The 15,693-nt window shown below is 69.5% G+C and carries 15 protein-coding genes; 7 read left to right on the top strand and 8 right to left on the bottom strand.

From position 1 onward, the window contains the following. Window positions 1–18: 18 nt before the first annotated feature. The 4 genes from AC1KAT_RS18775 to AC1KAT_RS18760 form a co-directional block, all read right to left on the bottom strand. The gene (locus tag AC1KAT_RS18775; protein ID WP_480328497.1) at window positions 19–1,206 is read right to left on the bottom strand and encodes an acyl-CoA dehydrogenase; all 1,188 of its coding nucleotides are present in this window, start codon (window positions 1,204–1,206) and stop codon (window positions 19–21) included. Window positions 1,207–1,368: 162 nt separating this feature from the next. After that, complete coding sequence (locus tag AC1KAT_RS18770; protein ID WP_480328496.1) at window positions 1,369–2,532, bottom strand: acyl-CoA dehydrogenase family protein; 1,164 nt, start codon at window positions 2,530–2,532, stop codon at window positions 1,369–1,371. An 18-nt stretch (window positions 2,533–2,550) separates the two neighbouring features. Then, on the bottom strand, window positions 2,551–3,747 hold the full coding sequence (locus AC1KAT_RS18765) for an acyl-CoA dehydrogenase family protein (protein ID WP_480328495.1): 1,197 nt from the start codon (window positions 3,745–3,747) through the stop codon (window positions 2,551–2,553). 21 nt (window positions 3,748–3,768) lie between these two features. Then, window positions 3,769–5,280 (bottom strand): 3-hydroxyacyl-CoA dehydrogenase, encoded by a 1,512-nt coding sequence (locus AC1KAT_RS18760; RefSeq protein ID WP_480328494.1) that lies wholly within the window; start codon window positions 5,278–5,280, stop codon window positions 3,769–3,771. 259 nt (window positions 5,281–5,539) lie between these two features. On the opposite strand from AC1KAT_RS18760, the gene AC1KAT_RS18755 reads away from it, so the two are divergent. The 7 genes from AC1KAT_RS18755 to AC1KAT_RS18725 all read left to right on the top strand — a co-directional run bounded on the left by AC1KAT_RS18755 (window position 5,540) and on the right by AC1KAT_RS18725 (window position 11,543). Then, the gene (locus AC1KAT_RS18755; protein WP_480328493.1) at window positions 5,540–6,361 is read left to right on the top strand and encodes an IclR family transcriptional regulator; all 822 of its coding nucleotides are present in this window, start codon (window positions 5,540–5,542) and stop codon (window positions 6,359–6,361) included. 165 nt (window positions 6,362–6,526) lie between these two features. Continuing rightward, the gene (locus AC1KAT_RS18750) at window positions 6,527–6,985 is read left to right on the top strand and encodes an Hsp20/alpha crystallin family protein (protein WP_480328492.1); all 459 of its coding nucleotides are present in this window, start codon (window positions 6,527–6,529) and stop codon (window positions 6,983–6,985) included. 38 nt (window positions 6,986–7,023) lie between these two features. Beyond that, entirely contained in the window at window positions 7,024–7,446 is a 423-nt protein-coding gene (locus AC1KAT_RS18745) for an Hsp20/alpha crystallin family protein (RefSeq protein WP_480328491.1), read from the top strand. 95 nt (window positions 7,447–7,541) lie between these two features. Then, window positions 7,542–9,443 (top strand): PhoX family protein, encoded by a 1,902-nt coding sequence (locus AC1KAT_RS18740; RefSeq protein WP_480328490.1) that lies wholly within the window; start codon window positions 7,542–7,544, stop codon window positions 9,441–9,443. Window positions 9,444–9,480: 37 nt separating this feature from the next. Further along, on the top strand, window positions 9,481–10,527 hold the full coding sequence (locus AC1KAT_RS18735; RefSeq protein WP_480328489.1) for an RNA methyltransferase: 1,047 nt from the start codon (window positions 9,481–9,483) through the stop codon (window positions 10,525–10,527). Window positions 10,528–10,617: 90 nt separating this feature from the next. Next, a complete protein-coding gene (locus AC1KAT_RS18730; protein WP_480328488.1) occupies window positions 10,618–10,995 on the top strand; it encodes an ArsR/SmtB family transcription factor in 378 nt (125 codons plus the stop codon). Further along, the gene (locus AC1KAT_RS18725) at window positions 10,992–11,543 is read left to right on the top strand and encodes an SRPBCC family protein (protein WP_480328487.1); all 552 of its coding nucleotides are present in this window, start codon (window positions 10,992–10,994) and stop codon (window positions 11,541–11,543) included. The genes AC1KAT_RS18730 and AC1KAT_RS18725 overlap by 4 nt, the downstream gene beginning before the upstream one ends. A gap of 24 nt (window positions 11,544–11,567) precedes the next feature. Here the strand turns inward: AC1KAT_RS18725 and AC1KAT_RS18720 are convergent, their stop codons facing one another. The 4 genes from AC1KAT_RS18720 to AC1KAT_RS18705 are packed head-to-tail and all read right to left on the bottom strand — an operon-like array spanning window position 11,568 to window position 15,677. Then, on the bottom strand, window positions 11,568–12,299 hold the full coding sequence (locus AC1KAT_RS18720; RefSeq protein ID WP_480328486.1) for a sterol desaturase family protein: 732 nt from the start codon (window positions 12,297–12,299) through the stop codon (window positions 11,568–11,570). Between the two features lie 12 nt (window positions 12,300–12,311). Then, window positions 12,312–12,839, bottom strand: a complete 528-nt coding sequence (locus AC1KAT_RS18715) for a hypothetical protein (RefSeq protein ID WP_480328485.1) — start codon at window positions 12,837–12,839, stop codon at window positions 12,312–12,314. 40 nt (window positions 12,840–12,879) lie between these two features. Then, complete coding sequence (locus tag AC1KAT_RS18710) at window positions 12,880–14,982, bottom strand: sensor histidine kinase (RefSeq protein ID WP_480328484.1); 2,103 nt, start codon at window positions 14,980–14,982, stop codon at window positions 12,880–12,882. Beyond that, a complete protein-coding gene (locus tag AC1KAT_RS18705) occupies window positions 14,979–15,677 on the bottom strand; it encodes a response regulator transcription factor (protein ID WP_480328483.1) in 699 nt (232 codons plus the stop codon). Before AC1KAT_RS18705 ends, AC1KAT_RS18710 begins: the two co-directional genes overlap by 4 nt. Window positions 15,678–15,693 lie beyond the last annotated feature (16 nt).

Raw genomic sequence — 15,693 nt, 5'->3', positions numbered from 1 at the left:
GCCCGACGCGCAAGAACTTCAGTTCGAAAACGCCGCGATGCCCGTCTGCGCGCGCCCGAGGATCAGCGCGTGCACGTCGTGCGTGCCCTCGTAGGTGTTCACCACTTCGAGGTTGACCAGGTGGCGCGCCACACCGAACTCGTCGCTGATGCCGTTGCCGCCCATCATGTCGCGCGCCAGGCGGGCGATGTCGAGCGCCTTGCCGCACGAGTTGCGCTTCATGATCGAGGTGATCTCGACGGCGGCCTTGTTCTCGTCTTTCAGGCGGCCCAGGCGCAGGCAGCCTTGCAGGCCCATCGTGATCTCGGTCTGCATGTCGGCGAGCTTCTTCTGGATCAGCTGGTTGGCCGCGAGCGGGCGGCCGAACTGCTTGCGGTCGAGCACGTATTGGCGCGCGCGGTGCCAGCAGTCTTCGGCGGCGCCCAGCGCCCCCCAGGCGATGCCGTAGCGCGCGCTGTTGAGGCAGGTGAACGGACCCTTCAGGCCGCGCACCTCGGGGAAGGCGTTCTCTTCGGGGCAGAACACGTTGTCGAGCACGATCTCGCCGGTGATGCTGGCGCGCAGGCCGACCTTGCCGTGCACGGCCGGTGCGCTCAGGCCCTTCCAGCCCTTCTCGAGCACGAAGCCGCGGATCGCGCCTTCGTCGTCCTTCGCCCACACGACGAACACGTCGGCGATGGGGCTGTTGCTGATCCACATCTTGGCGCCGGTGAGGCTGTAGCCGCCGGCCACCTTCTTGGCGCGCGTGACCATGCTGCCGGGATCGGAGCCGTGGTCAGGTTCGGTCAGGCCGAAGCAGCCGATCCATTCGCCGCTGGCGAGCTTGGGCAGGTACTTCTGCTTGGTGGCCTCGTTGCCGAACTCGTTGATCGGCACCATCACCAGCGACGACTGCACGCTCATCATCGAGCGGTAGCCCGAATCGACCCGCTCGACCTCGCGCGCGATCAGGCCGTAGCAGACGTAGTTGAGCGCGGCACCGCCGTATTGCTCGGGGATGGTCGGGCCCAGCAGGCCCAGTTCACCCATCTCGCGAAAGATCGCCGGGTCGGTCTTCTCGTGGCGGAAGGCTTCGACCACCCGCGGGGCCAGCTTGTCCTGCGCGTAGGCGCGCGCGGCGTCTCGGATCTGCCGCTCGTCGCTGGTGAGCTGGTCGTCGAGCAGCAGGGGGTCGTCCCATTGGAAGGCAACGGTGCTTTGGGCCATGGTGGGTCTCCGGGGAGGGGTGAGCGGCGTGGTGTGTGTTCTGGATGTGGGTCGGGCTGGGGATCGAAGCCATTACCGACCTTCGACCTCCCAGCCCGACCTTGTCAAGCCAACGGATTGTGTGAGCGAAAAAATCCGCCCGCCGTCACCTACTGGACGCTGTCACGCCGCCGCTTGTTGCAGCGCATCGCGCTGGCTGATCTGCGCGAAGCGCTGCAGGTGCGTGTCGGTGTCGCCGAAGCTCAGCTCGACCGCCACCAGGCGCTTGAAGAAATGGCTGACGTTCAGCTCGTCGGTCATCCCCATGCCGCCGTGCAACTGTACCGACTGCTGGCTGATGAAGCGGCAGGCGTTGCCGATGGTGACCTTGGCGGCCGACAGCGTCTTGCGACGCGCGTCGTCGTCGGCGTTGGTACAGGCCATCGCGGCGAGGTAGGCCATCGAGCGCGACTGCTCCAGGTGCATCAGCATGTCGGCGGTGCGGTGCTGCAGCGCCTGGAAGCGGCCGATGGGCTGGCCGAACTGCTGGCGGGTCTTGAGGTATTCGATGGTCGCGTCCACCGTCGCCTGCATCGTGCCGACCGCTTCGGCGATCAGCGCGGCCAGGCCGATGTCGAGCGCCTTCTCGACCGCCGGCAGGCCCTGGCCTTCGGCGCCCAGGCGGGCCGAGGCAGGCAGCTTCACGTCTTGCAGCACGACTTCGGCGGCGCGGCGGCCATCGAGCGTGCCGTAGTCGCGCACGGTGAGGCCGGCGGCGGCGCGCGGCACGCGGTACAGGCTCACGCCGGCCAGGTCGCCAGCGGCGCCGCTGACGCGGGCCGACACGATCAGCTCGTCGGCTTGGGCCGCATGCAGCACGACCGCCTTGCGGCCGTTCAGCACCACATGGTCGCCAGCCACCTTCGCAGTGGTCTCGACCCACAGCGTTTCGCCTCGGGCGGCGGCTTCGCCGTGCGCGACGGCGACGATGCGCTCACCGGTGGCCATCGCACCCAGCAGCTGGTCTTTGGCGGCGACATCGCCGAAGTCGCGGATCAGCACGGTGGCGATCACGCCGCTGGCCAGCAGCGGCTCGGCCAGCATCGCCGCACCGGTCGCCTGCATGGCGAGCAAGGTTTCGATCGGGCCGTAGCCCAGGCCGCCCTGCTCTTCGGGGATGTTCATCGCCAGCACGCCCAGGTCGGCCAGGCCTTGCCATACCTCGCGGCTCCAACCTTCGTTGGTGGCGAGGATGTGGCGGCGCGTCTCGAAGCTGTAGTCGCCCTGCACAAAGCGGGTGACGGCGTCTTGCAGTTGCAACTGCTCTTCGCTGAAGCTGAAGTCCATGTTCGTTCCTTGCGTCGATCAAAGACCCAGCAGCTGCTGGGAAATGATGTTCTTTTGAATTTCGTTCGAGCCGCCGAAGATCGACAGCTTGCGCAGGTTGGCGTAGTGCGCGCCCAGCGAGCCGGCGTAGGCCGGGCCGACCGGGTCGGCCTGGTAGCCCGCGGCCAGCGCTTCCTTGATGAAGGGCAGGCCGTAGGGGCCCACGGCCTGCAGCAAGAGTTCGCTGATGGCCTGCTGGATCTCGGTGCCCTTGATCTTCAGGATGGACGCGGCGGGGCCGGGGGCCTTGTGCTCTTTTTCGTCCGACAGCACGCGCAGGTTGGTGATTTCGAGCGCCATCAGGTCGATTTCGAGCGCGGCGACCTTGGCCGAGAACAGCGGGTCTTCGAGCAGCGGGCGGCCGCGCTTCTGTTCGGTGGCAGCGACGCGCTTCAGGCGCGCCAGCTCGCGCTTGGCCATGCCGATGCCGGCGATGTTGCTGCGCTCGTGGCCCAGCAAGAACTTCGCGTAGGTCCAGCCCTTGTTCTCTTCGCCGATCAGGTTCTCGGCGGGCACCTTGACGTTCTCGAACCAGACCTCGTTGACTTCGTGCGCGCCGTCGAGCGTGATGATCGGGCGCACGGTGATGCCCGGCGTCTTCATGTCGATCAGCAAGAAGCTGATGCCCTTTTGCGCCTTGGCGGCCGGGTCGGTGCGCACGAGGCAGAAGATCCAGTCGGCGTACTGGCCGAGCGTGGTCCAGGTCTTCTGGCCGTTGACGATGTAGAAGTCACCTTCCTTGACGGCACGCGTCTTGAGCGAGGCGAGGTCGGAGCCCGAGCCGGGCTCCGAATACCCCTGGCACCACCACTCTTCGGCCGAGCTGATCTTGGGCAGGAAGCGGTCTTGCTGGGCCTTGTTGCCGAAGGCCATGATGACCGGCGCGACCATCTTGATGCCGAAGGGGATCAGGCGCGGCGCACCGGCGGCCGAGCACTCTTCATCAAAGATGTACTGCTGCACGGAGTTCCAGCCCGGGCCGCCGAATTCTTTGGCCCAACCGGGGCCGCCCCAGCCGCGTTCGTGCAGCGTGCGCTGCCACAGCACGTGGTCTTCGCGCGTGAGGTGCAGGCTGTTGCGCACCTTGTTGCGGATGTGCTCGGGCAGCTTGTCGCGCAGGAAGGCGCGCACTTCCTCGCGGAAGGCTTGTTCTTCGGGGGTGAAGGTCAGGTCCATGGTTCTTTCCTTGAATCTCGATCAGGCTTCTTCCGCCAGCAGGGACAGGCCGAGCAGCGCGCGGCGCTTGAGCCAGGGGCTCGCACGATAGCGTGGGTCGCCGTAGAAGCTTTCCATGCGTTCGAGGATGGTCAGCACGGTGCGCGCGCCGAGCTTGTCGCCCCAGGCGAGCGGCGGGAAGGGGTAGTTCAGGCCCAGCGACACGGCGCGGTCGATGTCGCCGGGCGTGGCGATGCGCTGCTGGGCGATGTCGGCGGCGATGTTGACGATGGTCGCCACCACGCGCTGGGCGACGAGGCCGGCGCTGTCGCGGATCACCGTGACCGGCTTGCCGTCGGCGGCAAAGAAGGCGTGCGCGGCGTCGCGCCATTCACGCGTGGTCGCGGGGTTGGTGCTCACGACGCGGCGCTTGCTCAGGTCGAACAGCGACTCGATGCCGACCGTGCGCGCCGGATCCACGCCCAGCCGCAGGGCGACGGTCGTGGTGTCTTCGCCGACCGGCGTGACGACGATGAGGCTGCTCGCGCCCGGCGTCACGCCGCTGTCGCGCGTGCCCAGGGCCTCGACCAGATCGACGATGGCCTGCGGCGCATCGGGCGCCACCCACACCTGCGACGGCTTCGCGACCTGCGGCACCGGCGCCTCGGCGATCACCTCTTTCTGGCCGCCTTCGTAGCGGTAGAAACCCCGGCCGACCTTGCGGCCGACGATGCCGGCGGCCAGCATCTGGCGCGTCAGCGGGTTGGGCCGGAAGCGCGGCTCTTCGTAGAACTGCTGGTAGATGGATTCCATCACCGGGTGCGACACGTCGAGCGCGGTCATGTCCATCAGCTCGAAGGGGCCCAGGCGGAAGCCGGCCAGGTCGCGCAGCACGGCGTCGGCCTCGGGGATCGAGCACACACCTTCGGACACCAGGCGCAGCGCCTCGGTGTTGTAGCCCCGGCCGGCGTGGTTGACGATGAAGCCCGGCGTGTCTTTCGCGCGCACGGCCGTGTGGCCCATGCGCCGGCCCAGGTCGAGCAGGCGGTCGGTGACGGCGCGGTCGGTCAAGAGGCCGTCGATGACCTCGACCACCTTCATCAGCGGCACCGGGTTGAAGAAGTGGAAGCCGGCAACGCGCCCCGGGTGCTTCAGCCCGGCGGCGATGGCCGTGACCGACAGCGACGAGGTGTTGGTGGCGAGGATCGCGTCCGGCCGCACCAGGGCTTCGAGTTCGGCGAACAGGCCCTGCTTGATCTTCAGGTCTTCGAGGATGGCTTCGACGACGAGGTCGCTGTCGGCCAGCTCTTTGAGGCTGCCGACGGCGCTAACGCGGGCGAGCGCCGCATCGACCACCTCGGGCTTGAGCTTGCCTTTCTCTTGCAAGCCGCGCAATGTTTGCGCCAACTTCGCAACGCCTTGTGCGGCGCCGCCTTCACGCGCGTCATGCACCTTGACCGTCAGCCCGGCCAGCGCTGCGATCTGCACGATGCCCATGCCCATCACGCCAGCGCCGACCAAACCCAGGCGCAGGGCGGGAGTTGCCTCACTCATTGACTCGTCTCCTGAACGCAGCCCTTTGACAAAGGCCTGCAATGCGGAACAATATTCTGCCTATAAAAACATCCGGCAAATTGTTCCTGGGTGCAGAACGGCTGTCAACTTGCGGTGTGTCCGCATGGGTCGCCCCCTCTGGATGCAGGATGATCCGCAGGCCGAGACAGCCCCGGGCGCGGGCGCCGGCCGGCCGGTGGGCACATTCGTTGTGCAGACTTGTGTTCCACTTTGAGCGACTTTAGGGAGAGTGCACGACATGGAGATCGACAACCCCAGCAAGCTTGCCCGGCGCACGAGCGGCGGCGAGCCTCGCCACAAGGAAGACCGTCATTTCGTGACGGCGCTGGCGCGCGGGCTGGAGGTGCTGGCCTGCTTCCGCTCGGGCGACAAGGCGCTGGGCAACCAAGAAATCGCCCAGCGCTGCCAGCTGCCCAAGTCCACCGTGTCGCGCCTGACCTCGACGCTGACCAAGCTCGGCTACCTGATCCAGGTCGAAGACAGCGGCAAGTACCGCCTGGGCACCGCGACGCTGTCGCTGGGCAGCGCGATGCTGGCCCGCCTGGACGTGCGCCAGATCGCCCGCCCCATGATGCAAGAGCTGGCCGACGCGACGCGCTCGACCGTGTCGCTCGGCACGCGTGACCGCTTCTCGATGATCTACATCGAAAACACCCGCAGCTCGGCCGCGCTGACGCTCAGCATGGACGTCGGCTCGCGCATCCCGGTCGCGCCCTCGGCCATCGGCCGGGCCTGGCTCGCGGCCATCTCGGAACGCGAGCGCCAGGACTTCATGGAGCGCGTGCAGGAGCTGGACGAGCTCGCCTGGCCCGACATCCGCGACGGCATCGAGCGCTCGCTGGAGGACTACCGCACGCTGGGCGTCACCTGCTCGTTCGGTGACTGGCAGAAAGACGTGAACGGCATCGCGCGCGCCTTCCAGCCCGGCAACGGGCTGCCGCCGATGGCCATCAACGTCGGCGGCCCGTCGTTCAACCTGTCGAAGGACTACCTCTTGAACGAGGTGCGGCCCAAGCTGATCGACATGGTCACGCGGCTCGAAGCCTCGCTGCTGCGCTGAGCGCGCGCGGCGTCCAAAACCCCACGAACAGCGCCCCTTGAAGGGCGCGGTGTGCATCCCTATGTCCCGGTACAGGCGCTGAAGACACGCGCCGCCGGGATGGCCCGGGCCGCGCTGGCGGCCCGCCTTCCCGTCCTCAGCCTGGAGACGAAAGGAGTGCCCACCATGTACGCCACCAACCCCAGCCGGCCGTCGGACTTCTTCGCCGGCCTCGATGAATTGCAACGCCAGTTCGACGAGCTGTTCTCGGGTCGCCCCGGGCCGTCGAGCATCCGGGCGAGCGGCCGCTCGGGCGGCTTTCCGGCCATCAACATGGGCGTGACGCCCGAGGCCGTCGAGGTCTATGCGTTCGCGCCCGGCATCGACGCCCGCGAACTCGAAGTCACCATCGACAAGGGCCTGCTCACCCTGGCCGGCCAGCGCAAGAACCCGCGCCCCGCCGAAGGCGACCCGAAGGTCAACGTGTACGCCCGCGAGCGCGGCACCGGCAACTTCCGCCGCGTCGTGAGCCTGCCCGACGACGTGGACCCCGACCGCGTCAGCGCGACCTACCGCGACGGCGTGCTGCGCGTGAGCATCCAGAAGCGCGAAGCCTCGAAGCCGCGTCGCATCGACGTGCAGTGACGGTCCGCATCCACCCCATGCATTCAGGAGATGACGCCATGAACAGCCCCAACGCCCTGACCCCCTCCAGCACCGGCACCACCGTCAACACCACCACCGCAGGTGCGCGCGCTGCGCAGGCGCACGAAGGCCCGGCCCTCGTGCCGCCGGTGGACGTGTTCGAAGACGAAGCCGGCATCACGCTGCTGGCCGACCTGCCCGGCGCCCGCAAGGAAGACCTGCAGGTGCGCGTCGATGGCGAGACGCTGACGCTCGACGCGCCGATCACCTTGGGCGACACCGCCCAGGTCGAGCCGGTGTACGTCGAGCTGCGCGCCCCGCGCTACCGCCGCAGCTTCACGCTCAGCCGCGAGCTCGACACGACCCGCATCGAAGCCCACCTGAAAGACGGCGTGCTGCAGCTGCGCGTGCCCAAGCTCGAAAAGGCGCGCCCACGCCGCATCGAGGTGCAGGCGGCCTGAGGCCATCGCTGCGCCTGCGAGCCACGCCCCGTCGAGCCCTCGGCGGGGCGTTTTCGTTGGCGCGGGGGGCCGCCGGCCCATGCCATAGTGCCCCGATGAGCAAGGACTTCGGCACCCTGGAAGACAGCAACGACTCGGGCCACCCGGGCTTCCATGCGCTGTCGGACCCGACGCGCCGCGTGCTCGTCGCCGGTGGGCTGTCGGCGCTGGCTGGCTTGATGCTGCCGGGCTGCGCGCGCACGAACATCGCCAGCGCGCCTCGCGCCATCACCCCGCGCCTGGGCTTCCAGCCGGTGCCGGTGGGCACGGCCGATGCGGTCGTGGTGCCCGAGGGCTACCGCGCGCAGGTACTGCTGCCCTGGGGCGAGCCGGTCGGTCTGTTGAACGACATGCCGGCGTGGCGGGCCGACGCCTCGAACAGCGCCGCCGAGCAGGCCGCGCAGCTGGGCATGCACCACGACGGCCTGCACTTCTTTGCCCTCGACGGCAGCGCGACGCACGGCCTCTTGGTGATGAACCACGAGTACACCGACGACGGCCTGCTGCACCCCGGTGGCGTGCAGCCGTGGACGGCCGAGAAGGTCGCCAAGTCGCAGGCGGCGCACGGCATCTCGGTGGTCGAGCTGCGGCTCGTGCAAGGCCAGTGGCGGGCGGTGCGGCCCAGCCCGTACGCCCGCCGCATCACCGCACGCACGCCCTGCCGCCTGGGCGGCCCCGCCGCCGGCCACGCGCTGCTGCGCACGGCGGCCGACCCGGCCGGCCGCACCGTGCTCGGCACGCTGAACAACTGCGCCGCCGGCATGACACCCTGGGGCACCTACCTCAGCGGCGAAGAGAACTTCGCTTTCTACTTCGACGGCGGCGAGGCGATCACGCCCCTGCAGCGCCGCTTCGGCCTGCGCAAGAACGGCTTCATGGGCTGGGCCCCGCACGACGCGCGCTTCGATGCGACGCGCCACCCGAACGAGTTCCACCGCTTCGGCTGGATCGTCGAACTCGACCCGATGGACCCGGGCGCCGCGCCCATCAAACGCACCGCGCTCGGCCGCGCCGCCCACGAAGGCGCCTGGGTGGCCGTCACGCAAAGCGGGCGCGCGGTCGTGTACTCGGGCGAAGACGCACGCTTCGAATACATCTACAAATTCGTCAGCCGCGACGCCATCGCCCCGGCCCGCCCGGGCGTGAGCGCGGCGCAGGCCAACCGCGAGTTGCTCGACCACGGCACGCTGTACGTCGCGCGTTTCGACGCCGACGGCACCGGCCGCTGGTTGCCGCTGGTGCACGGCCACGGCCCGCTGACGGCCGCCAACGGCCTGGCCGATGCGGCCGACGTGCTGGTGCACACACGCCGCGCGAGCGACCTGCTCGGCGCCACGCCGATGGACCGCCCCGAGTGGCTGGCCATCGACCCCGAGCGGCGCGAAGTCTTCTGCACCCTCACCAACAACAGCGCGCGCGGCGCGCCCGGCTGGCCCGGCGTGGACGCCGCCAACCCGCGTACGGCCAACACGCTCGGCCACATCATCCGCTGGCAGGAAGACGTCGATTTCGACGCCACGTCCTTCCGCTGGCAGCACCTGCTGCTGGCCGGCGGGCCGGCATCCAGCGGCGCCCCGGTCGATGCCTTCGGCTGCCCCGACGGCCTGACGCGCGACGCGCGCGGCGTGCTGTGGGTGCAGACCGATGCGCACGCCTCGCAGCTGGGCCGGGGCGAGTTCGCCGGCCTCGGCCACAACCAGATGCTGGCCTGCGACCCCGCCACCGGCGAGGTGCGGCGCTTTCTCACCGCGCCCGTGCACGCCGAGGTCACCGGCTGCGCCTTCACGCCCGACGGCACGACGATGTTCGTCAACATCCAGCACCCGGGAGAAACGCCGAGCGACATCAGCGACCCCGCCGAGCCGATGCGCTTTTCGTCGTGGCCCGACGGGGCCGGGCGCCCACGCTCGGCGACGGTGGCGATCCGGCGCGACGACGGCGGCGTGATCGGCGCCTGAGCGCACGGGGGTGCCGCGCACCGACAATCGCCACCCCATGCGCCTCGACCTCATCCGCCAACGCCTGCGTGACGCCGGCGCGCTGCCGCCGCACGAACAACGCGTGCTGCGCCTGTGGGCCCACGCCCTGCCGCAAGACCACGGGCGCAAGAAGCCCGAGCACTTCTTGCCGCAGTCGGTGCGCGACGCGCTGCCGGCGCTGATGGACGAGTTGGGCGCGCTCGCCCGCGTGCAGTCCGAACACCCGGCCGACGACGGCTCGGCCCGCCTTCTGATTGCGCTGCCAGACGGCATGACGGTCGAGAGCGTGCTCTTGCCGCGCGACGGCGTGTGCGTGTCCACGCAAGTGGGGTGCGCGGTGGGCTGCCGCTTCTGCATGACCGGGCGCGACGGCCTCTTGCGCCAGGTGACCAGCGGCGAGATCGTGGCCCAGGTGGTGCGCGCGCGTGAACGCCGCGCGGTGAAGAAGGTCGTCTTCATGGGCATGGGCGAACCGGCGCACAACCTCGAACACGTGATGGACGCGATCGAGCTGCTGGGCACGCAGGGCGGCATCGGCCACAAGCAACTCGTCTTCTCGACCGTGGGCGACCCGCGCGTGTTCGAGCGCCTGCCGCTCGGGCCGGTCAAGCCGGCGCTGGCCTTGTCGCTGCACACCACCGACGCCGCGCTGCGCGAACACCTGCTGCCGCGTGCGCCGCGCATGACGCCCGCCGAGTTGGTGGACGCTGGCGAGCGCTATGCACGCACCACCGGCTACCCGATCCAGTACCAGTGGACGCTGCTCGACGGCGTGAACGACACGCCGGACGAGATTGACGGCATCGTCGCGCTGCTGAAGGGCAAGTACGGCATCTTGAACATGATCCCGTACAACACCAACGAGGGCCTGGGCTACGCGCGGCCCGAGGCCGAACGCACGGCCGAGATCGCCCGCACGCTCAACCGCCGCGGCGTGCTGACGCGCCTGCGTCAGTCGGCCGGGCAAGACGTGGACGGCGGCTGCGGCCAACTGCGCGCCCGCAGTGCACAGCCGGCACGCGAAGTCGCCGTGCCGGTCGCGGCCATCGGCCGGCGCCGCTGAACCACCACCGCCCGGGCTGACGCGGTCGGTTCACAAAATTGCTCAACCAAGCGGTTGACAATTCGATGTGTTGCCCATAAATTCAACCACATGGTTGAACATTTGAACGACACGCTGGACGCGACCTTTCACGCGCTGGCCGACCCGACCCGCCGCGCGATGCTCGACACGCTCTCGGTGCGCCCGCATTCGGTGGGCGAGCTGGCAGCGCCCTTCGACATCTCGTTGGCCGCCGCGTCGAAGCACATCAAGGTGCTCGAACGCGCGGGCCTCGTGCAACGCCACATCGAAGGCCGCACGCACGTGTGCGCGCTCAACGCGCAGCCGCTGCACGCCGGCGTCGAGTGGTTGCGCCACTACGAACGCTTCTGGACCGAACGCCTCGACGCCCTCGAAGCCCTGCTCAAGGCCGAAGACGCCGCCGCCCAGCCACCCCCCACCCGCAACCCACGGAGAACCCCGCGATGAACACCTTCGACGATTTCGGGCAAATCACCGCCCCCGACACCCTGCGCATCGAGCGCCTGATGCCCGGCCCCATCGAGCGGCTGTGGGCCTACCTCACCGACAGCGACAAGCGCGCGCAATGGCTGTCGTCGGGTGAGATGGACCTGAGCCCCGGCGGTGCGGTCGAGCACCTGTTCCACAACAACCGGCTGACGCCGAACGACGGCGGCCCGCCGCCCGAGTTCGAAGCCCATGGCGGCCCGCAGCGCATGACCGGGCGCATCACCGCCTGCGAACCCCCGCACCGGCTGAGCTACCTGTGGAATGCCGCCTCGCCCGAGCCCTCGGAGGTGAGCTTCGAGCTGAGCCCGCGCGGCACCCAGGTGCTGCTGACGCTGACCCACCGCCGCCTGCCCAGCCGCAAGGACATGCTCAACGTGTCGGCCGGCTGGCACGCGCACCTGGCGGTGCTGCGCGCGCGGCTCGACGGCGTCGAACCCAAGGGCTTCTGGCCGAACATCGTGCGCCTGAAGGCGGCGTACGAGGCGCGCATTCCGCAGGGCGCGTGAGCCCCCGGCACGCGGCGGCAGGCGTCACGGCACCTTGTGCACGTCGCGGCACATCAGCATGTCGCTGATGCGCTCGGCCTTGTCGTCGTCGAAGCCGAGCTTCGTCACGCGATCCGCCGGGTTGGCCCAGGTACGAAAGAGCAGGTCCCACACCGGCAGGCCGTAGTTCTGTGCGTGGTGCTCATGCTGGTGATGCACCGTGTGCTGCTCGGGCCGCGTGAGCACATAGCCCAGCCAGCGCGGCGTGCGCAGGTCGCTGTGCAGCAGCAGGTCGAACGCACCGGTGAAGAAGAGCGCGAAGGCCGCCGCCAGCGGCGAGGCGCCGAGCACCAGGTAGCTCGAGAACGCGCTGATGAGCACGGCCGCGGCCGAGTCGAGCGGGTGCGCATAAAAGGCCGTCAGCGCCTCGACTCGGCGCGCGCTGTGGTGCAACTGGTGAAAGATGCGCCACAGCGTGTCGAAGCGGTGCGTCGCCCGGTGCCACCAGTAGAAGACGAAGCTCGTGAGCAGGAAGCTCGCCGCGCCCACGACCACATCGGGCACGTGCGCGCCCAGGTGGAAAAGCGCGTGGCGCTGCACGGTCTCGTCGGCCACGTGGCCGATGGCCAGCGTGGTGAGCACGGTGGCCGCGCCCAGCCCGGTCGAGAGCAGCAGCCAGCGCCGGTCGCAGCGGTTGCGCGAGGCCGGGCCGATGACCTCGCGCGTGAAGAGGCCGACGAACAGCAGCGCGAGGATGGGGTAGACGTACAGCTCCATGGCCTCGGGCGCTCACTCCAGCGAGGCCAGGAAGGGCTCTTTGCAGCCGCCGAGCTTGGCGTAGGTCTTGGTGATCTTCTTCGGGTAGACGCGGCGCCCGGCGATGGCGGCCACCACCAGCGTGGCCAGCGCGACCAGAAACAACACGATGGCCAGCGCCCCCTCGTCGGCCGCCAGCGTGAAGCCGGCGAACACCATCGCCGCGACACCCACTCCGAGCAGGCCCCCCACGCGCCGCTTGCGCGCTGTGGTGTGCTGCTCGCACAGGCCGGCCGACACCTCGAAGGACTTGCGCGCGAGCAGGGCGACGACCAGGTACAGCAAGATGTTCACGAGCACCAGCGCATAAAGCCACGGGCTGTGCCAGTAGACCTTCTTGGCCTTGACCGGCTGCAGCGCCGGGGCGTTGCAGACGATGCACCGAGGCGGCAGGTCGCTGCCCACGTGCACCACCACCGACTTGCCCTCGCGGGCGCACTGCGCTGCTTTCACCTCGGTGATGGCGGCCTTCGGTGGCGCGTACAGGTTGCGATCGTTCATTCGTTTCTCCTCCCTTGGGGGGTCGCGGTGATGGACCGGCTCACAGCGGCGCCAGCGGGCAGCGCATCTCGAAGCTGACGCCGCCGGGCACGTTGCGGGCGCTGATCGCGCCGCCCATCTTGGCCAGGTAGGTGCGCGCCACGAACAGGCCCTGGCCGCGCTGGCCTTCGGCCTCGCCAGCGGCTTGGTCCGACACGCCGTATTCGAAGATGCGTTCGATCAGCCCCTCGGCGATCGCCGGCCCCTGGTTGTGGATGCTGACGCAGGCCACGGGGCCCTCGACCGTGAGCCCGATGCGGATCGGCGTGCCGGCGATACGGTAGCGCTGGGCGTTGCGCAGGACGTGGGTCATCGCGTCTTCGAGCGAGTACTCGTCGGCGCGCACGCGCACGGGCGGCCCCTCGCGGTCGTCGAACAGCACCTGCTCGATGCCGGCATGCGGCGCGTTGTCGGCCACGTGGGCGAGAAACTCGCGCAGGTCCATCGCCTGCAGTTGCAGCGTGGTGGCCTCGAAGGCCTCGCTCGGCGAGGCCTGGCCGTAGAGCACGCGCACGGCCTGCTGCATGCGGCTGATGTAGCGGTGGCTCGGGTCGCCCGGGTCGGCGTGCAAAACCATCAGTGACTGCAGCGGCGACATGATCTCGTGGCCGACCGCGTGCCACTGGTCTTTTTCTTGTTCGGCGCGGATCTGCTCGCGGCGCACGTCGTCGTTCACGCGTTGCAGCAGGTCTTTGAGGCCTTGCGCGAGCACGCCCAGCTCGTCGCTGCCACGCAGGTCCGACAGGTCGAGGCTGGCCAGCCCGTCGCTGCCACGCACGCCCCCCGAGACCTGCGCCGCGCGCTTGGTGAGCAGCGTGATGCGGCGGATGATGCGCAGCTCGATGGCCAGCCAGGTGAGGATCACCGCCGCCAGCATGGCGCCGACGAAGCCACTCAGGCGCGTCGCCACCGCGGCGAGGTTGCGGTCGAGCAGGCGCGGGTCGCCGGTCAGCACGAGCTCGTGGCGGCCGATGGCGGTGGCAATGACCTCGCGCGCTTCGAGCTTCACGGGCTGGGCGTCGCGGTCCACCGGCAGGCGCTGGATCAGGCGCACCAGCCAGGGCGAGGTGCGCTCTTCGGCGTCGAGCGCGCCGCGCAGTTGCAGCGCGTCGCCGCGCACCGCGCCATCGGCGGCGAGCCGGCGCAGGCTCAGCGTTTCGCCCGGGCGCAGCAGCTCGCGCAGGTCGTTGAGGGCGAAGGCGCGCTGGGCGCCGGGGGTGTCGCTGTCGAAGAGCGGGGCGCCGTCGCCGGGCGGCAGCACGCGCACCTTCACGTCGATGGCGTCGAGGTCGGGCGGCGGCCACACCAGGCGCTTGTTGGCGAGGTCGATGCGGAAGATGTCGATCGGCAGTCGCACCGACATGAAGGCGCGCTGGGGGCACATCTGCGGGTCGGCGGCGGGCCCGGCGCTGGACTGAACACCGGGCTCCAGGCAGCGCCCGTCTTGCCACAGCCAGCCGCGAAAGTCGCGCACCTGCTTCGTGCCGTGGGTGATGGGCTGGTGCGCGTCGAAGCCGGTCAGGCGGCCCTGGCGGCCGGGGCCGCGCGCATCGGCGAGGTCTTCGTAGGGCGCGACCCACGCGTAGCGCTCGCCGCGCATTGCCACCTCGATGTGCACGCGGTGCGCGGTGCTGATGTCGAGGTTGCCCGGCGCGTGCGCGGCCAGCGGCCCCGTGACGAAGCTGCCGATCACGTAGATGAAGCCGCCCGCCACCGGGTTGTTGCCGACCGCGACACACAGGGTCGAGGTGTCGGGGTAGCGCAGCTCGCAGCCGGTCATCTCGACCGCCTGCTGGGCGCGCGTCTTGTCGTCGAAGCCGATGGCCGACAGCGGCAAGAGCCAGGGCCGCACCGGCGGCATCGGGCGGTCGGCGCTGGCGAGGTTGAGCAGCGCGAGCTGGCCGGTGGGGTGGCGCAATCGGGCGCTGATCTGCGCCTGCAATTGCTTCAGCGCTTCGAGCTCGTTGCGCTGGGCGCGCTGCTTTTCTTCGCGCAGCACGGTGACGGCCAGCGCCAGCGTGGCGAGCGCCAGCAGCGCGAAGGCCGCACGAAAGAAGAAGCGCAGCCGGATCGGCACACGCCGGCGCAGGTCGAAGAGCTTCATGCGGCCCAGCGGAAGCCGCGCATCGGCACGTTCTCGATGCCGTCGAACGTGGGTTCGATCTCGCGCAGCGCATCGCGGATGGTGCTGACGTGCTTGCGGATGTTGTCGCGGTTGCGCCCGCTCTTGACCACCTGGTAGAGGTCTTCGTAGCTCACGACCTCGCCGCGCTTCTGGTGCAGCACGGCGAGGATGCGCTGCGCCGTGAGCGGCAGGTTGACGCGTTGCCCGCGCCACATGGGCGCGGCCTGGCGCAGCGGGTCGAGCGACAGCTCGTTGGCCACCGGGGCCGGCGCGGCGGGGGCGGCGGCCTGCTGGGTGTCTTTGGCCGCACGCAGGATCTCAAGAAAGGTGTCGATGAAATCGGCCTCTTCGAAGGTGGTCTTCTGCAGGTAGTCCCACGCATCGAGGGCCTTCATGATGCTGCGGTAGATGGCCGCCGGCATCGCCGACACCACAAGCACCGGCGTGCCGCGCTGCTTGTTGATGGTGTTGATGAGGGCCACGCCCGCGTGGCGCTCGCGGCCGAGTTCGATGTCGAGCACGACCACGTCGTAGTGCTCGCGGGCCAGTGCCGCTTCGGCGTCGTCGCGCGTGAACCACTGGTGCACCACGATGCCGGGGCGGGCGGCTTCGATCCAGCCCTTGAGCTGGTTGCTCATGGGCAGGTCGTCTTCGATGACGGCGACGGTGGGCATGACTCTCGGTCCTTCT

The organism is Piscinibacter sp. PDB5-1, assembly GCF_056676035.1.
Note: the sequence above shows the minus strand (reverse complement) of the source record. Positions and strands in the feature narration are given on the sequence as shown.

Coding starts and splice junctions, on each gene's coding strand:
- AC1KAT_RS18710 (WP_480328484.1), bottom strand. CDS start 14,982: ATGAAGCTCTTCGACCTGCGCCGGCGTGTGCCGATCCGGCTGCGCTTC.
- AC1KAT_RS18715 (WP_480328485.1), bottom strand. CDS start 12,839: ATGAACGATCGCAACCTGTACGCGCCACCGAAGGCCGCCATCACCGAG.
- AC1KAT_RS18750 (WP_480328492.1), top strand. CDS start 6,527: ATGTACGCCACCAACCCCAGCCGGCCGTCGGACTTCTTCGCCGGCCTC.
- AC1KAT_RS18740 (WP_480328490.1), top strand. CDS start 7,542: ATGAGCAAGGACTTCGGCACCCTGGAAGACAGCAACGACTCGGGCCAC.
- AC1KAT_RS18770 (WP_480328496.1), bottom strand. CDS start 2,532: ATGGACTTCAGCTTCAGCGAAGAGCAGTTGCAACTGCAAGACGCCGTC.
- AC1KAT_RS18735 (WP_480328489.1), top strand. CDS start 9,481: ATGCGCCTCGACCTCATCCGCCAACGCCTGCGTGACGCCGGCGCGCTG.
- AC1KAT_RS18760 (WP_480328494.1), bottom strand. CDS start 5,280: ATGAGTGAGGCAACTCCCGCCCTGCGCCTGGGTTTGGTCGGCGCTGGC.
- AC1KAT_RS18755 (WP_480328493.1), top strand. CDS start 5,540: ATGGAGATCGACAACCCCAGCAAGCTTGCCCGGCGCACGAGCGGCGGC.
- AC1KAT_RS18745 (WP_480328491.1), top strand. CDS start 7,024: ATGAACAGCCCCAACGCCCTGACCCCCTCCAGCACCGGCACCACCGTC.
- AC1KAT_RS18730 (WP_480328488.1), top strand. CDS start 10,618: ATGGTTGAACATTTGAACGACACGCTGGACGCGACCTTTCACGCGCTG.
- AC1KAT_RS18775 (WP_480328497.1), bottom strand. CDS start 1,206: ATGGCCCAAAGCACCGTTGCCTTCCAATGGGACGACCCCCTGCTGCTC.
- AC1KAT_RS18720 (WP_480328486.1), bottom strand. CDS start 12,299: ATGGAGCTGTACGTCTACCCCATCCTCGCGCTGCTGTTCGTCGGCCTC.
- AC1KAT_RS18705 (WP_480328483.1), bottom strand. CDS start 15,677: ATGCCCACCGTCGCCGTCATCGAAGACGACCTGCCCATGAGCAACCAG.
- AC1KAT_RS18765 (WP_480328495.1), bottom strand. CDS start 3,747: ATGGACCTGACCTTCACCCCCGAAGAACAAGCCTTCCGCGAGGAAGTG.
- AC1KAT_RS18725 (WP_480328487.1), top strand. CDS start 10,992: ATGAACACCTTCGACGATTTCGGGCAAATCACCGCCCCCGACACCCTG.